General features: G+C 38.8%; 19 protein-coding genes. 5 read left to right on the top strand and 14 right to left on the bottom strand.

Annotated features, from left to right (window positions below; all coding sequences use genetic code 11):
• Positions 1 to 3: 3 nt before the first annotated feature.
• The 12 genes from BM000_RS08240 to BM000_RS08185 all read right to left on the bottom strand — a co-directional run bounded on the left by BM000_RS08240 (position 4) and on the right by BM000_RS08185 (position 12,601).
• A complete protein-coding gene (locus BM000_RS08240; RefSeq protein WP_091496780.1) occupies positions 4 to 822 on the bottom strand; it encodes a DUF1189 family protein in 819 nt (272 codons plus the stop codon).
• A gap of 37 nt (positions 823 to 859) precedes the next feature.
• Entirely contained in the window at positions 860 to 1,717 is an 858-nt protein-coding gene (locus tag BM000_RS08235) for a sugar ABC transporter permease (RefSeq protein WP_091496777.1), read from the bottom strand.
• Positions 1,718 to 1,719: 2 nt separating this feature from the next.
• Positions 1,720 to 3,051, bottom strand: a complete 1,332-nt coding sequence (locus BM000_RS08230) for a carbohydrate ABC transporter permease (protein ID WP_218144090.1) — start codon at positions 3,049 to 3,051, stop codon at positions 1,720 to 1,722.
• 94 nt (positions 3,052 to 3,145) lie between these two features.
• A complete protein-coding gene (locus BM000_RS08225) occupies positions 3,146 to 4,423 on the bottom strand; it encodes an extracellular solute-binding protein (protein ID WP_091496775.1) in 1,278 nt (425 codons plus the stop codon).
• A gap of 297 nt (positions 4,424 to 4,720) precedes the next feature.
• Complete coding sequence (locus tag BM000_RS08220; protein WP_091496773.1) at positions 4,721 to 6,526, bottom strand: glycoside hydrolase family 13 protein; 1,806 nt, start codon at positions 6,524 to 6,526, stop codon at positions 4,721 to 4,723.
• Positions 6,526 to 8,226, bottom strand: coding sequence for an alpha-glucosidase (locus tag BM000_RS08215; protein ID WP_091496770.1), 1,701 nt, complete (start codon positions 8,224 to 8,226; stop codon positions 6,526 to 6,528). The genes BM000_RS08220 and BM000_RS08215 overlap by 1 nt, the downstream gene beginning before the upstream one ends.
• 343 nt (positions 8,227 to 8,569) lie before the next feature.
• The gene (locus tag BM000_RS08210; RefSeq protein ID WP_091496768.1) at positions 8,570 to 9,541 is read right to left on the bottom strand and encodes a LacI family DNA-binding transcriptional regulator; all 972 of its coding nucleotides are present in this window, start codon (positions 9,539 to 9,541) and stop codon (positions 8,570 to 8,572) included.
• Between the two features lie 286 nt (positions 9,542 to 9,827).
• The gene (locus BM000_RS08205) at positions 9,828 to 10,340 is read right to left on the bottom strand and encodes a UPF0236 family transposase-like protein (RefSeq protein WP_143063914.1); all 513 of its coding nucleotides are present in this window, start codon (positions 10,338 to 10,340) and stop codon (positions 9,828 to 9,830) included.
• Between the two features lie 11 nt (positions 10,341 to 10,351).
• Positions 10,352 to 10,660 carry a hypothetical protein gene (locus BM000_RS08200; protein ID WP_091496764.1) on the bottom strand — a complete coding sequence of 103 codons (309 nt, stop codon included), beginning with the start codon at positions 10,658 to 10,660 and terminating at the stop codon, positions 10,352 to 10,354.
• Positions 10,661 to 10,767: 107 nt separating this feature from the next.
• On the bottom strand, positions 10,768 to 11,157 hold the full coding sequence (locus BM000_RS08195) for a hypothetical protein (protein WP_091496762.1): 390 nt from the start codon (positions 11,155 to 11,157) through the stop codon (positions 10,768 to 10,770).
• A gap of 619 nt (positions 11,158 to 11,776) precedes the next feature.
• Positions 11,777 to 12,091, bottom strand: coding sequence for a hypothetical protein (locus BM000_RS08190; protein ID WP_091496760.1), 315 nt, complete (start codon positions 12,089 to 12,091; stop codon positions 11,777 to 11,779).
• 120 nt (positions 12,092 to 12,211) lie between these two features.
• The gene (locus BM000_RS08185; RefSeq protein ID WP_091496757.1) at positions 12,212 to 12,601 is read right to left on the bottom strand and encodes a DUF4181 domain-containing protein; all 390 of its coding nucleotides are present in this window, start codon (positions 12,599 to 12,601) and stop codon (positions 12,212 to 12,214) included.
• Positions 12,602 to 12,774: 173 nt separating this feature from the next.
• Between BM000_RS08185 and dat the strand changes: the two genes are divergently transcribed.
• From dat to chbG, 3 genes are all read left to right on the top strand, one after another.
• The gene (dat, locus tag BM000_RS08180; protein ID WP_091496755.1) at positions 12,775 to 13,614 is read left to right on the top strand and encodes a D-amino-acid transaminase; all 840 of its coding nucleotides are present in this window, start codon (positions 12,775 to 12,777) and stop codon (positions 13,612 to 13,614) included.
• A 15-nt stretch (positions 13,615 to 13,629) separates the two neighbouring features.
• Positions 13,630 to 14,157 (top strand): NB-ARC domain-containing protein, encoded by a 528-nt coding sequence (locus BM000_RS08175; RefSeq protein ID WP_091496753.1) that lies wholly within the window; start codon positions 13,630 to 13,632, stop codon positions 14,155 to 14,157.
• 128 nt (positions 14,158 to 14,285) lie between these two features.
• Entirely contained in the window at positions 14,286 to 14,981 is a 696-nt protein-coding gene (gene chbG, locus BM000_RS08170; protein ID WP_091496751.1) for a chitin disaccharide deacetylase, read from the top strand.
• Between the two features lie 39 nt (positions 14,982 to 15,020).
• Here the strand turns inward: chbG and BM000_RS08165 are convergent, their stop codons facing one another.
• Complete coding sequence (locus BM000_RS08165; protein ID WP_143063918.1) at positions 15,021 to 15,653, bottom strand: nitroreductase family protein; 633 nt, start codon at positions 15,651 to 15,653, stop codon at positions 15,021 to 15,023.
• A gap of 172 nt (positions 15,654 to 15,825) precedes the next feature.
• Here BM000_RS08165 and BM000_RS08160 point away from each other — a divergent pair, with 172 nt between their 5' ends.
• Entirely contained in the window at positions 15,826 to 17,448 is a 1,623-nt protein-coding gene (locus tag BM000_RS08160; protein ID WP_091496747.1) for an ABC-F family ATP-binding cassette domain-containing protein, read from the top strand.
• 324 nt (positions 17,449 to 17,772) lie between these two features.
• Positions 17,773 to 19,128: an FAD-dependent oxidoreductase gene (locus tag BM000_RS08155; RefSeq protein WP_091496745.1), complete on the top strand. Its 1,356-nt coding sequence runs from the start codon at positions 17,773 to 17,775 to the stop codon at positions 19,126 to 19,128.
• Positions 19,129 to 19,379: 251 nt separating this feature from the next.
• Here the strand turns inward: BM000_RS08155 and BM000_RS08150 are convergent.
• Positions 19,380 to 19,661: IS3 family transposase (locus tag BM000_RS08150; protein WP_143063913.1), on the bottom strand; the 282-nt coding region annotated here is incomplete at its 5' end.

Below are 19,661 nucleotides of genomic sequence, written 5' to 3'. Positions count from 1 at the left end.
CTCCTATATGCTGATTTGTTCTCGATCGCTAAACTTTGTTTTAAAATACATCATGACGATCATGATCGCTAACCCTATCGTTTGAATGGTCATCATCCAGATAATGTCGAATTGGACTAGACCGAAAATAAAAGCAACAAACGTTGGAATACCTAATCCATATAGGATGATTGCTACTGATTCCTTATAAGAAGTAATAGAAGTAAGCTGACTTTTTTTCGTTACATAAAGAAATAGTGCCGAACCCATTACCAGAAAAACGAGCATAATAAACGTCATAGACGAAATCAAAAAGGTCATTATCGCAACGATGTATACTTGATTGTTAATCCGCCACTGTCGATTTAGTTCACTTCTAAGCTCAGCAGGAGTAGTTTGATCTGGTGAGAAATCAGTCGTATAAAAAACAGATAACTCTGGTAGTGAGTCTTCTTTTATAATAAATTCATCTGCTTTAAATATGACGGTCACACGATGATCTTCAACCACTTCCTCATTTGGTTCACCAATCGACACCACACCCTCTTCCTTCTTAAGTAAAACGGCGGATTCGGTCTGAATGACGCCATCTTCATTTGCTATATCAGATAAATACGCGTGTGTTTCCGCATCAATCATTTTAAAAGATTTTGGGTAGAACTGTTCAATACCGATTTCATCACTTTTGGCAAAATGCAGGGATACTGGTATTGTGATCAACGCATTTAAGAACACGAGTAAAATCACGATTGTCGGCCAACCAATTGCTCTCCTGTTCAAAAAAGCTCTAGTTGGTGTCACAATATTTATAAAATAATTAAACGGAAAGCGAGCTATTGTCATATTTATCCCTACTTCCTATATCAGGTTCAAAATATACTTACCCCTTCGTTCCACCTGCTGTTAAACCAGAAACGAAATGTTTTTGTAGATAGAAAAATAATGAACAAATGGGAATGGCAATCAGAATAGCACCGGCAGCAAATAAAGTGACGCGCTGATCTCTAGGATTATTAATAAATGTTTGTAAGCCTGTCGCCAATGTATACAGTTCAGGTGTACGCAACAAGAATCTGGCTAACATGTATTCACCAAATGGCCCCATAAATGCCCATAATGCCTGCACAGCGAGCATTGGCTTAACAAGCGGCAGAATAATCTGCCAAAATGTTCTAAGGTGACCTGCTCCATCAAGCTTAGCTGATTCATCTAATTCAAGAGGAACCGTATCAAAATAACCTTTCATTAACCATGTGTTCATTGGAATGCCACCACCGATATAAATTAAGGTTAAAAACCAATGCGAATTTAATCCGCCTACTAATAACCCCATAACATAAAAAGCAGTTAACGCAGCAGTCGTTGGAACCATTTGAATAATTAAGAAGAATTTAATGCTCTGCTTTCTTCCTGTGAACCGATAGCGGCTATACGCGTAACCAGCTAAAGTGATCGCAGCAACCTGAATAACCATCGTAATGCCTGCAACTTTTAACGTGTTTAAGTACCATGTTCCATAAAGGGTGTCATTAAACAGTCTAGTAAAATTATTCAAAGACCATGGGCCACTGAGGTTTAAATCAAATGCCATAATATTTCCTGTTCTGAACGCAGAAGTGACCGTTATCAACAACGGATAGATAATTACAACGGACATCAACATTAAATACGCATAAGAGAAAAACTTATTCCAGAAACGACCAAGCTTCTGTGTCCTAATCTTTTTACTTTTTCTCATTTTCAATCCTCCATCTCAAAAGCGCGCGTTTTACTGAATATAACCATTGATATCGTGATGACAATTGCTGAGATAATCAACGTGACCGCCGCTGAAATATTGTATTGTGGTGACGTGCCTGTCGTTAGTTTGTAAATCCAAGAAATTAGAATATCAGTCGATCCTGCGCCACTACCGATACTTCCAGGACCCCCTTCATTAAACAAATAGATAAGATTAAAATTATTGAAATTTCCTGTATATTGCGTAATAAAGATCGGTGCTGCCACCGCAAAAATGTGTGGCATTGTAATGTGTCTAAATTTTTGGATGGCCGATGCTCCATCAATAACTGAAGCTTCATACCAGTCCTTTGGAATAGACTGCAGTATCCCAGATGTTAATACGTAAATATAAGGATAGCCAACCCATCCTTGAATCATAATAATCGCTATCTTCGTCCAGAAAGGATCCACCTTCCACGAAATAGACGGGATATCAATAAAAGGAATCAACTGATTAAAAAACGGAATGACCTGTGTATTTATTGCTCCCACACTTGGATTAAAGATATTTGAAAACGTTAAGATCGTAATAAATGCCGGTACTGCCCATGGTAATAGCATGATTACACCGAAAAAACGATTAAATCTGATATGTGGTTGATTAAGAACTAGGGCTGTAAATACACCAATAATCAATTGAAGGGTGGTAGCCGCAACCGTCCAAATAATGGTCCATGAGAAAACTGAAAAAAATGTATCTCGATAGGTGGTCAACGTGAAAATACTACTAAACGTCTCAAAACCAACCCAGTCAACCAAGTTAGCAGGCGGTATATTATGAAAATTGTAGTTCGTGAAAGCGATAAAAATTGTCACGAGTACTGGGAAGACAATGGCAAGTATCATAACGAGATAAGCAGGAATCGTTAATAAATATGGGAAACCATTCTCATATAAACTGACTGCAGTCGCTTTTATTGAATAGGTTACTGTACTCGGGCTAATAATCCTCTTCTTCGCTATCTTCCTAGCATCCACCATGACAGCCACCATAAAAATAAGGTATATAACGATGATAAGAACTTGAATCGTTCCTTCAATTAAAAGAAAAAGGGAATGATCTTCTCGCGGTATATTTCCCAAAGAGACCAATCCTTGTAGTGCCTCGAAACCATAGAAGATCATCTCACAAACTAATAAAAAGAAAATAGCTATAAAAATAACACCTTTAATAATCTGTTTATTATAGAATTGTCCTAAACCAGGAATAATTGAAAGACATGCTACTTTATTTATCTGTTTTCTTTCTTCTCTTGACAATATTTTCTCGTTTACATCTCCATTTTCCAAGCTTCTCACACCCTCCTGATTCAGATAAGAATAAGACGGCAGGGACTGTAGTCATCCCCCTGCCGCATCACCCCGTCATCTTCAATATGTGTTATTAGTATTTTTGCTCAATATTTTCTGATATCGTTTGGACAGCATCATTAGCCGACTCCTCAGCCGTTTTATTTCCATAACCTGCATCAAACATCATTGATTCTGCACCTGTCCATACTTCAGCCATTTCTGGAATGTTCGGCATCGGCACAGCGTTGTTATATTGATCAATTACGGCTATAGCTAATTCGTCATCTGCTGCATCACTAATTGTACTTTTTGCCTGTTGATTGGCTGGAATCTCATTGGTATAGTCCTCGTAAAGTAACATCATATTTTCTTCATTTGTAACAAAGGCAACAAATGCAGCTGCCGCTTCGAAATTCTCGGAATAAGAAGGGATAACCCACCCTTTTCCACCAGCGAAAGGTTCATAAGGATTACCGTTCGGAAGGGTAGGAATTGGCGCAACACCTAGATTAACACCACTATCCCGATAGTTGGCCGCACCCCACGGACCGTTAATGACCGCTACCGCATTCCCTTGAATAAATTGGTCGTCAATGAAGTCACCTGCACTCGTTACATCTAACATGCCTTCTGGCCAAATGTCATTGAACCACTTTTGCGCGTATTCTATTCCTTCTATTGCTTCAGCTGTATTTAGACCAATATCTGCAGTATCCTCCCCATCACCCCCAAAAACGTATCCACCAAATCCGGAGATCAGGCCATAGGAATTATAGAAATCTACCCAATTAGCCAAGAATGCTGTGCTGGTACCAGACTGACCAGTAAAGGCGTATTGTTCCTCATCTGCTAGCTCTTCCAATTCTTCAAAGGTCATAGGCGGTGCTTCAATCAAATCTTTGTTATAAAACAATACTAATGATTCAATCACAAAAGGCACCCCATATACTTGATCATTTACCGTTACTTGTTGCTCATCCGTCTCATCGTAACGCCCATCATCAGGTAAAGTAAGCTCACTTAAATGTCCTTGCTGGCCCATTCCACCGATTCGATCATAAGGTGAGAGTAAAACATCTGGAGACAGACCTGCTGGACCATCTAACGGCACAGCTTCAAGGGTATCGAACATATCCCGTTCTGAAACGGTTACTTCCACACCGTATTCATCTTCAAAGGCTGGAATGATTGCTTCAACGAATTCAACATAATCCTCACCTACCCCAACCTCAATTGAGCCACTCACTTCTCCATTTGATCCATTTTCGGTATTTTCGGTGTTGTTTCCTGTTTCTGTTTCTGAACCGTTACCACAGGCAACCATGACAAAAGCCATTGCACTTAATCCTATTAATTTATAAAATTTCATTTAACCCTTCCTCCTTTAGCATCTTGTAATCGTTTACAAAATCAATTATATTTTAATCAAAACGTTTTGCAATTGGTTTCTCAATGTTACCGGTATCAATATTCAAGTTGGGTTTTTATGGAAAAAATGTTAATAAAATAGTAGAATAGTAAACTTAGCACCTCTTCGTTACGATCAGTTGAACCGAAGTTTGTTTGATTGCTTGAAGCAAGGTCATACTGATATTTGTAGCGCTGTAAATCTCATTTCACTCAATATTTTAATGCTTCTCAAAGTAAATATTTTTGATCAAGCTAGCTATTCACTCTTATCTCCCTTAACATGATAACAAGCAACAAAACCATCCTCTTGCAGTGTCAGACCTTCTTCATCTTGAGCGAGGTTTATTGATAGCTGTATATCTGCATTCTCTAGAAGTCGATCAAGTTTCACCTTTTCTTTACTTTGATTGAAATAGAAAATAAGCGTTTCATTTCCCAAAGTTCTTTTATAACCAATTACCTGTTCATCATCTCTTAGATCATGCCATTCGACTTTTCCGTAAGTCAGAATTTCTGCATACCTTTTTCTAAAGCGAATCATATCTTTGGTAAAATTGAGCATATCAAGATCCTGTCGTTCCGTGTCCCAGACCATGCACTTTCTGCAATCAGGATCGTTTCCTCCATCAAGTCCGATCTCTGTTCCATAATAAATGCATGGCGTGCCAGTTTGTGTAAACATAAAGAATAAGGCAGCTTTCACCCGAGCTTTATTTCCGTTAGCCTTTGTTAAAATTCTCGCGGTATCGTGAGAGTCTAGTAAGTTAAACATCACTTCTGTTGTTTGTTGGCGATACAACATTAGCTGCGTATTTAATCCAGCTACCATTTGCATTGGCGTGAGGGTGTTATTGAAAAAGTAATTTTCAATGTTATTCGTGTAAGCATAATTCATCACAGCGTGGAACTCGTCTCCATTTAGCCAGCTTTGTGACGAGTGCCAAATCTCACCTAATATATAAAGGTCGGATTTAATTGACGTTGTTTCTTTATAAAATTGTTTCCAAAATGTATGGTCGACCTCGTTGGCCACATCTAAGCGCCATGCATCAATATCAAATTCTTTGATCCAATATGTTGCAATGTCTAGTAGATAAGCCTGCACCTTTGGATTTGCGGTATTTAACTTCGGCATATGTCCTGTAAATGCAAATGTTTCATAATTGACTACGCCGACATTCTCCATCTCATCAGTGGTAAGATCGCCTAAATTTTTGACCGGAAATTCATGAATATGAAACCAATCCTTATATTCTGAACGCTCTTGATGAGCCAAAACATCTTGCCATTGTGGAGAATGCCAGCCTAGGTGATTAAAAACAGCATCAAGCATTATTTTAATCCCTCTGTCATGCGCTTCTTTAACGAGTTTTTTAAATGTAGCTTTATTACCAAAAGCAGGGTCAATTTCATAATAGTCAATTGTGTCATATTTATGATTTGAGGCAGCCTTGAAGATCGGACATAGGTAAAGCCCATTTATTCCTAGTTCTTTTAGATAGTCAAGATTATTAATGATCCCTTGTAAGTCACCACCATAAAAATCATCTCTCCCAGGATTCGCTTTCTCCTCCCAAGCTAGTGTATTTTCAGGATTTAAAGTAGCATCTCCATTTGAGAAGCGTTCAGGAAATATTTGATACCATATTGTGTCTCTTACCCACGTAGGTGCTTTAAAAGCATCAATCTCATGTACATAGGGCATTCTGAAATAGGCATTAGCTTCCCGAAGTAATGATGCTTCAAAAGGTTGTACGCCCTGATCAGAAAAAAACACTTCTACACCGTCTTCACCAACGACACGAAAACCATAAGATATGCGATTGGTCGGTTCATTGGTATCGATCAGCCAATAATCGTGTAGATTGGTACTATATACTTTCTCCATTGCTACGCCATCTCTAAACCATTCATCCGAATGAAGCGTATAAGGATCGCCACTAAGCAATTCTACTCGTGTCACATCACCAAGTTGTGTTCTCATCCTAATATGGAAATGACCTTTTTCGTATAGATAGGCATACTCACTTTCCGGTCTATGATATAAAGCTGCTGTATTCATTATCTCTTCTCCTTTTTTTCCTTAATGATTAAAACAATTGAAGCAAAAGGCGCTAACTCGATCAAGGTATCCCCACAAACTCGAACTGTTCCTGTTTGCAATAGAATCTCATATTTTAAACTTTTCAAGCGCTTTATTTCGCTTGTTTGCGTTTCATCACTCAGGTTGGCTATTATAATCGCTTTTTCACTTTTATACTGACGTCCATAGGCTAAAATCGGACTTTTGACCACATACATCTCATAGTTACCGATTGAAAAAAGCGCCCTCTTTTTAAGGTTGAGTAATATTCTATAATGTGACAATATACTCGTTGTGTTTGATGCTTGCGCTGCCACATTGTAATGACTTTCTCGGTTTACACCACTCCACGGTTCTTCAGTTGAAAAGCCAGCAAATTCTCCATCCGTCCATTGCATGGCACCCCTACTTGCATTTATACTGATTGAACTTAGATATTCCTTAAGTACTTTTTCAGAAACACCCTTTTCGATAAGCCAATTAACGGTCTCTTGGCCATTCTTCAATCTGCTATTTTCCCAGCTTTTAACCTCTAAGTTCTTCATTCCAATCTCTTCACCATTCAAAATGACTGGCACACCTTTTTGTAGGTACATCACCGTTGCAAGTGTCTTGGCACTATCTTCTCTGAATTTCTTGGCATCACCCAATCGAGACACCGCTCTTGGCATATCATGATTATTTAAATACAAAGTCGGTTCACTTATTTCACCTAATTTACTTTGCCATTCAGCCATAACCTGTTTAAATTGCTTAACATCAAGCATTTCTGGTTTACCATCGATTAAAAACTGTTCATCGTTCAAACGGTCTTTCATTGGAAAATACCTAAATGAGACGATAGAATTACATGCTTCCCCTCTTGGCAACGTATATTGAACACCTCTGTCCGGGTCAGCAGAGGCAGCTTCCCCAAGTATGTAAACGTTGGGATAATGCTTTTTTATTTTTAAGACAAATTCTTTAATATAGTCATCCACTTTTGGGAGATTTGCATAATATTCTTCCGCAATACTGCACTGCCCTGGGTCGGCGTATGGGACATCTGGGTATCCATGTTCTTTCTCCAAATGGATAAAGGCATCAAGCCGAAATCCATCCACTCCTTTATCAAGCCAATATAGAGCAATACGTATCATCTCTTCCCGAACATTAGGATTACGCCAATTCAAATCGGGCATCTCCTTATCAAATAAATGAAAGTAATACATACTATCTTCATCAATTAGTTCCCAAACAGATCCTCCAAAGAAAGATGCCCAATTATTCGGAGGATGATCTTTCCTGGCGGATTTTTTCCATATGTAATAATCACGATATCGATTATTCGGCCCTTCTAGGGCTTCTTGAAACCACCAATGCTTAGTGGAAGTATGATTTAATACTAAATCAAACATGACTTTTAATCCGTTTGCATGTGCAGCTTCTATCAACCTATCTACGATTAATTCATCTCCATACTTCGAATCGATCGTGTAGTAATCAGATACATCATAGCCATTGTCTACATGTGGCGATTCAAAAATGGGGTTTAACCAGATCATGGTCACACCAAGCGACTTAATATAATCCAGACGGTCAATTATCCCTTGGAGATCACCCAATCCATCACCATTTGTATCTTGAAAACTCTTTGGATATATTTGATAGATTATTTCACTTTTTTCAGGACTAGACATTTTTTTCACCTCCTTGTAGTGGGTAACTTCAACTAGGGGCTCTTTCACTTCCAACTTGCAATCTTTAGTTCTTTTTTTGGAAAGTGAATGAAAGCCAAGACGATAAAACGCTTTCAAAATTATTCTAGCATCTCCTACATCAGAAACAAGCTAATATTTCGTGTTACCGATAACAGAAAAGTGCTTTGAACGAAAAAGGTGGACATCTAACGCTTTCGTCAACAGATTCTATATTTTTCCACATTTCGTTGACGAATATGCAATCAATTCAGATGAAAAAGTATGAATAGAGATTTATACTTTCCACAAAAAAAAGCAGAGCATGATACATGATCAGCTCTGCTTAAGTATGTATTTGATTCTTCTTCAATCTAGTCGTTCCACCCAACTTTAATTCAGTATCAAACAGGATATTTCCTTGATCAGATCCAGATGCGTTAATCTTTTGTAAGACAAGTTGAGCAGTCGCCGCTCCCATTTTATCAACCGACTGCTTGAGTGTTGTTAAATAGGGATATGCGATTCGGTCAAGAAATACACCATCATGGCCAATGACGCCAAAATCTTCTGGTATAGATCCTCCTTGTTCTTTTACTTCCCTAATAATCCCTAATGCCAATCGATCTGATGCACATATGAATGCCGTATTCGGAACAAAGGTCTCCCAATTTTCACGAACAAATGCCGCAGAATATTTTGACCGATTCTCCAATCTAAACATGGATACATACTTATTATGCCTTTCCATCGCTGATAAATAGCCTTTCTCTCTTGAGATTGCAAAAGGTTCATTAACATCAACACCGACAAAAATGATCCTTTCATAATCGAGTGAAATCGCATAATCAACTGCTCTTTCAATGCTTTTTTGATTATCACTGTCGACAAAGTTGTATCCATGCGTATTTTCACCAAATAATACGATTGGTTTTTCCAAAGTATTAAGCCATTCATAATCAGCCTCGCGCATACCACATACAATATAACCATCGGAATCGCCAATCTGTGTATTCCGTTTCGTAACCAGTTGTAAACCATATGCATGCTTATCAAGTTCATTTGCAATCCCAACTAGAAGCTGCATATAGTATGGTTCAACATAGTCCATCTCCTCTAATATTAATAGTTTAATAATCTGCGTGCGATTATTAGCTAGTGCCTTCGCCATAACATTAGGCTTATAATTTAATTCTTTCATAGCTGCATGAACTAACGCTCTTAATTCTTCTGTTACCTGTTCTGGGTGGTTGATCACTCGTGATACTGTCATTTTTGAAACGTTTGCCTTTTTAGCTACATCATTTAGTGTGGTCATCATCAACAACTCTTTTCCAGTAGCAGTGATAAGTCTCTTTAAAATATACAAAGACCTTTTAATTTGATTTTACCATAATAGGTCTATATTAGATGCGTTAATATATTTAACGTTTGTGTCAAACTTTTCTCGGTACCTTTTTAACCCAAAGGTTTTGCACTCTATTATTGTACACGTTTTGGCTACCGCACGATTGCCATCGTTTGGTGACTTAGCCGTTGGTCATACGGTCTTCAAGCCCAAGACACTACCCCTAACAGCCAGGATGATTATCTAAAACTTCTTGCTAATCTTCCAATGGGTGATGTATGCGGGACATGCAGCGCAATTGCCCCTGATTTAGTCCCAATAGACGGGCGTGTTGGTTGACGAAGGTACATAGACATACGTGTTGTGTGCGTTGCTCTCTAACGCTTCGTTTTTGCCCTTTAAGATAGGATTCTCTGGGGGTATCATTCAGTTTCCCTTGCTTCACTTTAACCATCGGTTGGCTCAACGACACGCGTTTCCCGTTTTTCTCCCAGCCCTCATACAAGATCGCATGACTGACTTCGTGACTTTTCTTTTCCTCCGTTCCACGCACAAACACACCATTAGTTTCAGCATAAAGAAAATTAATGGCTTTTCTTTCAGGTAGATCAGTTAATTCATCTAATTCTAAAATCAGCTCTTCATCTACTTTAGCTTGCGCAGCGCCCACTTTCCGCACGATCGCCCCAACCATCGTATGACTTATGTCCACTGCCGTCCATTCTTTTAAGACACGTGCCGTTTCTTGATACGTACTTTCTGCTGCCATTTCGGCTACTTTCAATTCCACATAGGGGCTTCTTCGCTAATATTTCTTAAAGCCAGCCCATTCATCAAGCGGATACCTTGATTGACCTTTCTCATCATGCATAAGGGTGTGAGTACACTGAACGACGCCAAACGCAAATATTGCATGGCCCTGTCATCACTACGCTCGACTGTCCACCCTTCTGCTTGTTTTGTTTCACAATGGCACGATTCATCAAGGTAAACACTTGACCTAACTGGTGTGCGGACGCTTTCTTCAAACGCAATAAGATTAACAGATTTCTTTATTAATTTGAATAGATTTGTTATAATAGATTCCATAAGGGACCTCTTTCTAAGTGTATTTGCCGCTAAGCATACATTTATCATAGAGTGTCTCTTTTCTTTTCGCTAGGGTTTAGCTTTACCTCCGAAAACTATTTTACATATTAAAGCATGAGTTGAATGATTGTAAAGCTGCTTAGCAAGTACCAGGCTAGGATGCTGGTCGTAACCACCCCTGTCACATAGGCTTGCTTCCGCTCTGAGGATGTAAACCATTCAAACCCCATTTGAATGAGGCCACTGCCTAGAATCGGAACACTGCCCAATAGTATTCTAACCGCTTGTTGCTCGATAACGGCCATCACGGCAATAATATACAATGTTATCAGGAGCACGTGGTAGATGCTCATCCTTCGCCGATCATGCTCATGAAGATAGTGTTCCCCATTACCTTTACGACTACTTAGTAGATACTTATTAAGCAAATGTTTTCTTATCCTAAAGCCAACGCTACCAAATAAAACAGCATAGCTAATAACGAGTAAATAGACCATAAAACCTACCTCCGTGTTAGTCAATGAAACTAATTTGCCACATAAAAATGCGTTCCTATTACTACTATTGCTAAAAATAATTAGCAGACTTCCCAAGGCAACAAGCGCTAACTAATTCTAATAACAAGATAACCTCTAGTACAAAAAAACTAACGTAATAAGTGCGTTCAAAAGAAGAATCTGGTAGTTTACTAGATGCTACTAACAAGGGCAGTAAAGAAAAACCGAATTGAAGCGCTTGCTAAATATTTTGTATAGAACATGAATAGAAATAAAGATAACAGCAACAACGAGAATTATAATACCAGCGGCCAACTAGATGCGCCGCCCCTTTCCTAACTCAACTTTCGCATCATCATATTAACGGTCAGCTAAGCTAGCTGAAGGGTTAAGTCTTCGCAATGGCAGGACCAGTAGATCGTCTCCCCTTCTGATTATGCTATTGTTAATAACCCAAAGGCATCTCTAGGTATTTACCCTGCTGAAGCGTAGCCACTCCCACCATAAGACTCCTGCGGAAATAAGATGAGCTGAACACACACTTTTGGCGCGCATTTCTTCACAACGTGGGTATTGCAGACCGACGCTCCCAAACACGAGCAAGGCTTCATGACTATTCTTAGTGTGCAAAAGTTGCGTAAAAGAACATGTACTCAAGCGCTACTGTCGCAATAACGCTGAGATAAACAGCAAAACTGAACAACGTCACATAAGCCCGCTTTGGTTCATCAGACCGAAAGTACTCGAAGCCTGCACGGGTTAAGTAAAAGACGAGCAATAAAGAAGGTATTAAATAAAAACCATAACGCTCCGGTAGGAAGTAAAAAACAGCAAGGGAAATTAGGGCAATAAAGCAATTAGTTAGAAAGTGATACAGATTAACAACCAAGGCCTCTTCCTTAGTCTGTTGTTCTAACTGGAACTTAGCATGCATGCGTTTTGTTACTTTAACTTCAATGATCAGAAAAGGAACCAAAGTGATGAGAATTAATAATAAAAATTTTATAATAATCTCTCGCTTTCTATATTATATTCATTTTACTTCAGGAAAAATTTAAAAAGCAAAAACAAGAATAGCAACAATAAGCATAACAAAAGCATTTACCATTCTAATTAGAGCAACACGGGTCCGCTTCGGTCCTACGGAATGCGTCCAGTAAAACCAAGCCCGTACGCTTAATAATAAGAACATCATCAATAAAACAATGAGCCCCAAGTAGCTTATTGTAATTGTAATCTCCGTTTCTTCCCTCATATAGTATAAAACACCACAGATAAGCAATGCCGTAAAACGTAAAGCTTGCTCAACCGTCCTATGGCGTTTGTTAATATAATTACTTTTTTTACTCATTAAGTTATAGCGTCTGGTGAAGTAACGATCAATTATCCGATTGGTAATAAATAAAACAAGCACCATTGCAAGAATGACTTGATCCGCTAACACAATATAATCCCTCCCTTATTCGCTGTCTTAAACATTTAGATTAATCTTATAATTAGGTCAAGGGTATTCACTAATTTATTTCTATTTTTTTCTATTTATTTTTATCATATCATCTAAATAAACGGTTGTAAACCTGTTATAATAGGGTTACTTAACTGGAATGGAGTGTTAGCATGGGCGCTTATTTATTAACAAATCAAGGAATTGTTGCAGAGGATACTGTACTTTATCCTTATCAGGAACGTGGGCTACAATTTGGCGATGGTATTTATGAAGTTATTCGTGTTTATCAAGGAGAGCCCTATTTAATATCACTACACCTAGATCGGCTGTATCGATCAGCAGAAGCCATTAAGCTCCGGATGCCTATAGAAAGAGAACAGTTACATAAACAATTGTTAGTGTTGCTAGAACAGAACGAGGTCGATCACGACGGCTCAATTTACTTACAAGTAACCCGTGGGTCAGCTAAGCGCCTTCATCTTTTTCCAGACTGTGAGCCTAATTTTTATGCATATACTGATGCCTTACCTCGTCCATTAGCTAACTTGAAAAATGGTGTTAAAGCGATCACACACAAGGATATTCGGTGGCACTATTGTTATATTAAAAGCTTAAATCTCTTGCCCAATGTGCTTGCTAAGCAAGCGGCAGCGGAGCAGGGAGCCTTCGATGCCATTTTCCACCGTGATGGCACTGTAACTGAATCAACAGCGGCTAATGTCTATATAATTAAGGATCATGTTATTTATACACACCCTGCCACAGAACGGATTTTACATGGCTGTGTCAGGACACAATTGTTGAATTTAGCAAGAACAGATGGTCTGGTTATTGAAGAACGCGCTTTTACCCTTGAGGAAATGCTAACTGCTGATGAGGTCTTTCTAACGAGTAGCGGGATAGAGGTATTGCCAGTCGTTCAAATCGATGGTGACCAAATTGGAAGTGGTGTACCGGGGCTAGTGACAAGAAGGCTTCAGCATTTGTATGACCTGGATGCTGGTCTATAGGTTAGGAGGATAACAGTGAAACGTATTATTATACTCGGAAGTCCTGGATCTGGTAAATCAACGCTAGCTAATAAAATTTCAACAAAGCTTTCCATCACTCTCCATCACCTAGACAAGCTATTTTGGCGTGCAGCTTGGCAAGAAACGCCTAGAGAAGAGTTTGAGCAACAGCTTGTTCACATTTTACAGACAGAAGAATGGATCATTGATGGTAATTACAACCGAACGCTACCGCTCAGGTTGGCACATGCTGAGCTAGTTGTACTGTTAGATTATCCAACCTGGCGTTGTTTATGGGGTGTTATAAAACGTTATTTTACCTACCGTAACAAAACACGCCCAGATATGGCGGAGGGCTGTAACGAACGGTTAAATTGGGATTTTTTCAAATATGTCCTACTATTTAGGCGTCAACAGCTAGGGCAAACAGAAGCACATTTAGCAAAACGAGACCGCCACGTCATGCTAGTCAGATTGCAGTCACCTAAAGCCGTTGAACCATTCATCGAGCAACTGCTTGAGCAACTTGCTATTAATAACTAACGAGGTCAAAGGATCGTCCAAATCATAACCCAAACTTACGTCATGTCGCATTGAATACGTTTGTCTTCATATAATGAAAAAGAAGATTGAACAGTAACCCTTATCAAATGAATAAAGGAGTTTAAAAAATGAAAATTATTTTTAATGCTGACGATTACGGGCTAACAAAAGGGATAACAGATGGGATTATTAAGAGCCATAAAGAAGGTGTAGTTAGATCAACCACATTGATGATGAATGGTCAGGCAGTTAATTATGCAATCGCTTTAGCTAAGGAGAATCCGACATTAGCGGTTGGCATTCACCTGGTTTTAACACATGGTAAACCAATAGCTCAAGATGTTCCAAACTTAGTTAATCAAAGTGGTCACTTTAAATTTGCTAAATCAGCTATCTCAATTAATGAGTATGAGCTTAGTGATATTGAAACAGAGTTCCGCGCTCAAATTGAGCAGTTTCTAGCAACTGGCTTAAAGCTAGATCATATTGATAGTCATCACCATGTACATGGCTGGCCACAACTTAAAACACTGATGATTAAGTTAGCAAAAGACTATCAAGTTCCTGTTCGTTATGTCCCTTCATTAAAAGACCAGACCGATATTCTATTTACAGACAATATTTGGCTGAAATTTTATAAAGATGAGCTTGAGTTAGATCTTTTTTCACAATTAAAGAGGATTAAGGCTGAATCTGTTGAGGTTATGGTTCACCCTGGCATCGTCGATCAAGCATTAATCGACATTAGCTCTTATACACATGACCGTGAAAAAGAACTCGCGATGCTCTGCACGATGGAAATACCTGATTGGGTTAATTTGTGAGAGTCCGCCCTATGTTAAGGCGGACTCTGGTTGGGGCACTTATTTAAAAACCTTCACACGTTCTTCAAGCGGTTGGAATTCTTTTTCACCAGCTTTAATTTCCGGCTTACCAAACGGCATTTGTGCACGTAACACCCAGCTGTCTGGTGTGTGCCAATGTTGTTTAACACCTTCATCAATTAATGGATTATAGTGCTGCAAGGTAGCACCTAATCCCTCATTTTCAAGAGCTGTCCACACAACAAATTGAAGCATTCCTGATGCCTGCTCTGACCAAATTGGGAAATTATCTTTGTATAGTGCCATTTGTTCCTGAAGACCTTTTACGACTTCTTGGTCTTCAAAAAACAGGACTGTTCCATAGCCCGCCTTGAAGCCATCTATTCTGCCTTCAGTGTCTGCAAAGTTTTCGACAGGAACAATTTTCCGTAGCTCATCCTTAGCGAGCTCCCACAGCTTGTTGTGTTCTTCACCAAATAGCACAACCACTCGTCCGCTTGTTGCGTTAAACGAATACGGTGTATGCTTAACTGCAAATTTTACTACCTCTTCAATTCGCTCCTCTGGAACAACCTTTTCATTACTAATCACATAAATAGACCGACGATCCTCTACTGCTTTTAAAAAATCCTTAGCCACGTTAACGCCTCCTAGTTTATTCAAGTGTTTCATCTCGACTTTGAAATGATATTTACGTCTAATGGATACTTTACCCGAAAAAAAATATTTCAAACTTAATTTATCAACTAATGATTAAATAAGCGCATGTAGCATTGACTTATCCTTATTTTTAGCTTAAGCTAAGCTTTAATTATGTCTTTTTTTATGGAGGATTGCGATAACGATGCTACAAGCAACAAATGTAAGTTTACGATTTGGAGATAAGAAGTTATTTGAAGATGTTAATATAAAATTCACACCTGGGAATTGCTACGGCCTTATCGGAGCAAATGGGGCTGGAAAGTCAACGTTTCTCAAAGTATTGTCTGGTGAGATTGATGCACAATCAGGGCATGTTTCACTAGGAAAGGATGAGCGATTAGCTGTCTTAAAACAGGATCACTTTGCTTACGAGGACTTTCACGTTCTTGAAACCGTTATTCTTGGCCATGAACGCCTTCATCAAGTCATGAAGGAAAAAGATGAGGTTTATGCCAAAGCTGAATTTACTGAAGAAGATGGCATGCGTGCCGCTGAGCTAGAGGGTGAATTCGCTGAATTAAATGGCTGGGAAGCAGAATCTGATGCCGCTATCTTGCTAAAAGGGTTAGGGATTGAAGAAACTTTGCATGACAAGAAAATGGCTGAGCTTAGTGGTTCTGAAAAAGTAAAGGTATTACTTGCCCAAGCATTATTTGGTTCTCCTGATATTCTCTTACTTGATGAGCCAACCAACCACTTGGATATTCAGGCAATTCAATGGCTAGAGGAATTCTTAATTAATTTCGACAACACCGTTATTGTTGTCTCACACGATAGACATTTTCTAAACAAAGTATGTACCCATATTGCTGATGTTGATTATGGCAAGATCGAATTGTATGTTGGGAACTACGATTTCTGGTATGAATCAAGCCAGCTTGCTTTACAGATGGCTCAAGATCAGAACAAGAAGAAAGAAGAGAAAATGAAAGAGCTACAAAACTTTATTGCTCGCTTTAGTGCAAATGCATCAAAGTCAAGACAGGCAACATCTCGTAAAAAAATGCTTGATAATATTACGCTAGATGATATTAAGCCATCTTCTCGCCGTTATCCTTATGTGGCGTTCAAAGCTGGACGTGAAATTGGAAATGATTTACTACGTGTTGACGGTATTAGCAAAACAATTGATGGTGTAAAGGTATTAGACAAGGTTAGCTTTACGCTTAACCGTGCTGATAAGGTAGCCTTTGTCGGTCGTGATGAGCAAGCGAAGACCGTTCTATTTGATATTTTAATGGGCGAGATGAAACCGGATGAGGGTGAATTCTCGTGGGGCGTTACCACGTCTCAATCGTATTTCCCTAAAGACAATAGCGAATTTTTTGAGAACAATGAGTTAACGCTTGTTGAATGGCTCCGTCAGTATGCTCCGCTAGAGGATCAAACGGAAACCTTTCTACGCGGATTCTTAGGAAGAATGCTCTTCTCTGGTGAGGAAGCATTGAAAAAAGCTAAGGTGTTGTCCGGTGGTGAAAAAGTGCGATGTATGCTATCAAAAATGATGCTCTCAAGCGCTAATGTATTGGTAATGGATGAACCGACTAACCACTTAGACCTTGAATCCATTACATCTGTCAACAATGGTCTAATTAACTTTAAAGGGTCACTCCTGTTCACCTCTCACGACCATCAGTTTATTAACAGTGTCGCTAACCGTTTAATTGAAATTACACCAAACGGATTGATTGATAAAGAAATGAGCTACGATGAATATGTCAGTGACAAAGCTTTACAAGCAGATATTGCAAGTCGGTATGCGTAATATGAAAACGCGAAAAGCCCCAATTGGGGCTTTTTTTTTATCCAACAGACTAGTAAAATGGGATAAAAATTCAAGAAAAAATTTAATTAATACAAATTTATAAATAATTCATGGCCATTAACATGTGACAACTTTGTGAATTTTTTAACGTGGCTGTCGACAAATCCCGACATCATAGCAATGAATAAAAAAGTTTGTGAAATATAGTACAAAGTCGTTGCTACTTTAAAAACTTAAGAGTATAATAAGTTTTGCAAGATGATTGATGTATGTTTAGAGAGAAATGTGAAATAATGAACCTAAAAAACGGAGGATGATTTAATTATGAAAGTCGCTGTTATTGGATGTACACACGCAGGTACTTCAGCAATTAAAAATACGCTCGCTCTTTATCCCGATGCACAAATTGAGGTGTTTGAACGTAATGATACGGTTTCGTTCCTATCTTGTGGAATTGCCCTTTATGTTGGTGGGGTTGTCGAAGAAGCTGAATCACTTTTTTATGCTTCAGTAGAAGGTTTTCAAGAGCAAGGCATTAAAATGCACATGCAGCATGAAGTATTAAATGTTGATATTAACAAGAAACAATTATCTGCCAAAGACTTAAATAGTGATGAAATTTCAGAACACGCTTATGATAAACTAATTATCACGACTGGCTCTTGGCCAATTACACCACCAATTCCTGGCTCGAATCTAGAAAATGTCGTATTATGTAAAAACTATGACCATGCCAAAGACATCATTCGTCGCTCAGAACATGTTAATAATGTTGCCGTTGTTGGTGGTGGCTATATTGGTGTTGAGCTTGTTGAGGCATTTGAGGAAAACGGTAAGAATGTTACGTTAATCGATGCTGAATCACGAATTCTTAACCGCTATTTAGATAAAACCTTTACTGATCCTGTCGAAGCGTCATTCCGGGAAAAAGGCGTTAGCCTGTTATTAAACGAAATGGTATCTGGCTTTGAGGGTAACGGCAAGGTCGAAAAGGTCATTACCAACAAAAGCGAAGTTAAAGCAGATTTAGTCGTAATGTGTATTGGCTTCCGTCCTAACACTGAGTTAATTAAAGGTCAGGTTGACATGCTTCCTAATGGCGCAATTGTCGTTGATGAGTATATGCGCACTAGTGCTACTGATGTTTATGCAGCTGGCGATTGCTGTGCCGTTCCTTATAACCCGACGAAGCAAGCAGCTTACATTCCATTAGCGACAAACGCAGTTAGAATGGGCACACTCGTTGCTCAAAACCTTGTTGAAGCTAAGATTCCACATCCAGGTACACAAGGAACATCTGGTTTAAAAATCTATAATCATTACATTGGTTCAACTGGGTTAACCGAATCAGCAGCCGAAATTAATGGCATTACTGTACGCTCTGCATATTTAGAAGAAACATACCGTCCTGACTTTATGCCAGAAAACAATGTGATTAAATTAAAGCTTGTTTATGAAGTAGAAAGCCATCGAGTTGTTGGCGCTCAAGTTATCTCTGATACCGATTTAACCCAGGTTGTCAATACAGTCAGTGTCGCAATTGCTAACGATATGACGATCGAGCAATTAGCATTAACCGATTTCTTCTTCCAACCGCACTTTAATAAGCCAGTAAACTATTTGAATGAAGTCGCTTTACAAGCGATGCAGCAAGAGGTTAAAGAAGCAACTGTACAATAAATTCGAACCAAAAACCAAGCACAGCTGATCCAAATTGGCTGGGCTTGGTTTTTTGGCTCTAAAATATAGGTTGGGGTAGAGAAAAAAATCAAACAAAAAGAAGACACGCAAACTCCTAAATTTGTTAGACTTGTTTTAAACCACTAAAACAAAAGGAGTTGCGTGTAAGTGCATTCTAACATATTAAGAACCTCACTTAAAAGTAGTGAACTGCCCCCTGTCAAGTAGACAGTGGAAATAATAAAAAAGATTTATGCGGCCATCGCTCTATATTCCATAGGGCTAAGGCCGTTTAATCTTTTTTGGTATCTTTCATGATTATAAAAATGGATGTACGCATCTATCGCGGTAGTAAGTTCCTCAAATGTCTTATATTTATGTAAATAATACTTCTCACATTTCAGTGTCCCAAAAAAGGACTCCATGGGTCCATTATCAATACAACGACCCACTCGTGACATGCTTTGTGTCATCTTTGCCGCATCTAGCTTACGTTTGAAGCCTTTAGAGGTATATTGGAATCCACGGTCACT

Source organism: Amphibacillus marinus (assembly GCF_900110345.1).
In the GTDB taxonomy this organism is placed as follows: Bacteria; Bacillota; Bacilli; order Bacillales; family Amphibacillaceae; genus Amphibacillus_D; species Amphibacillus_D marinus.
This window is presented reverse-complemented; position numbering and strand designations above follow the sequence as displayed.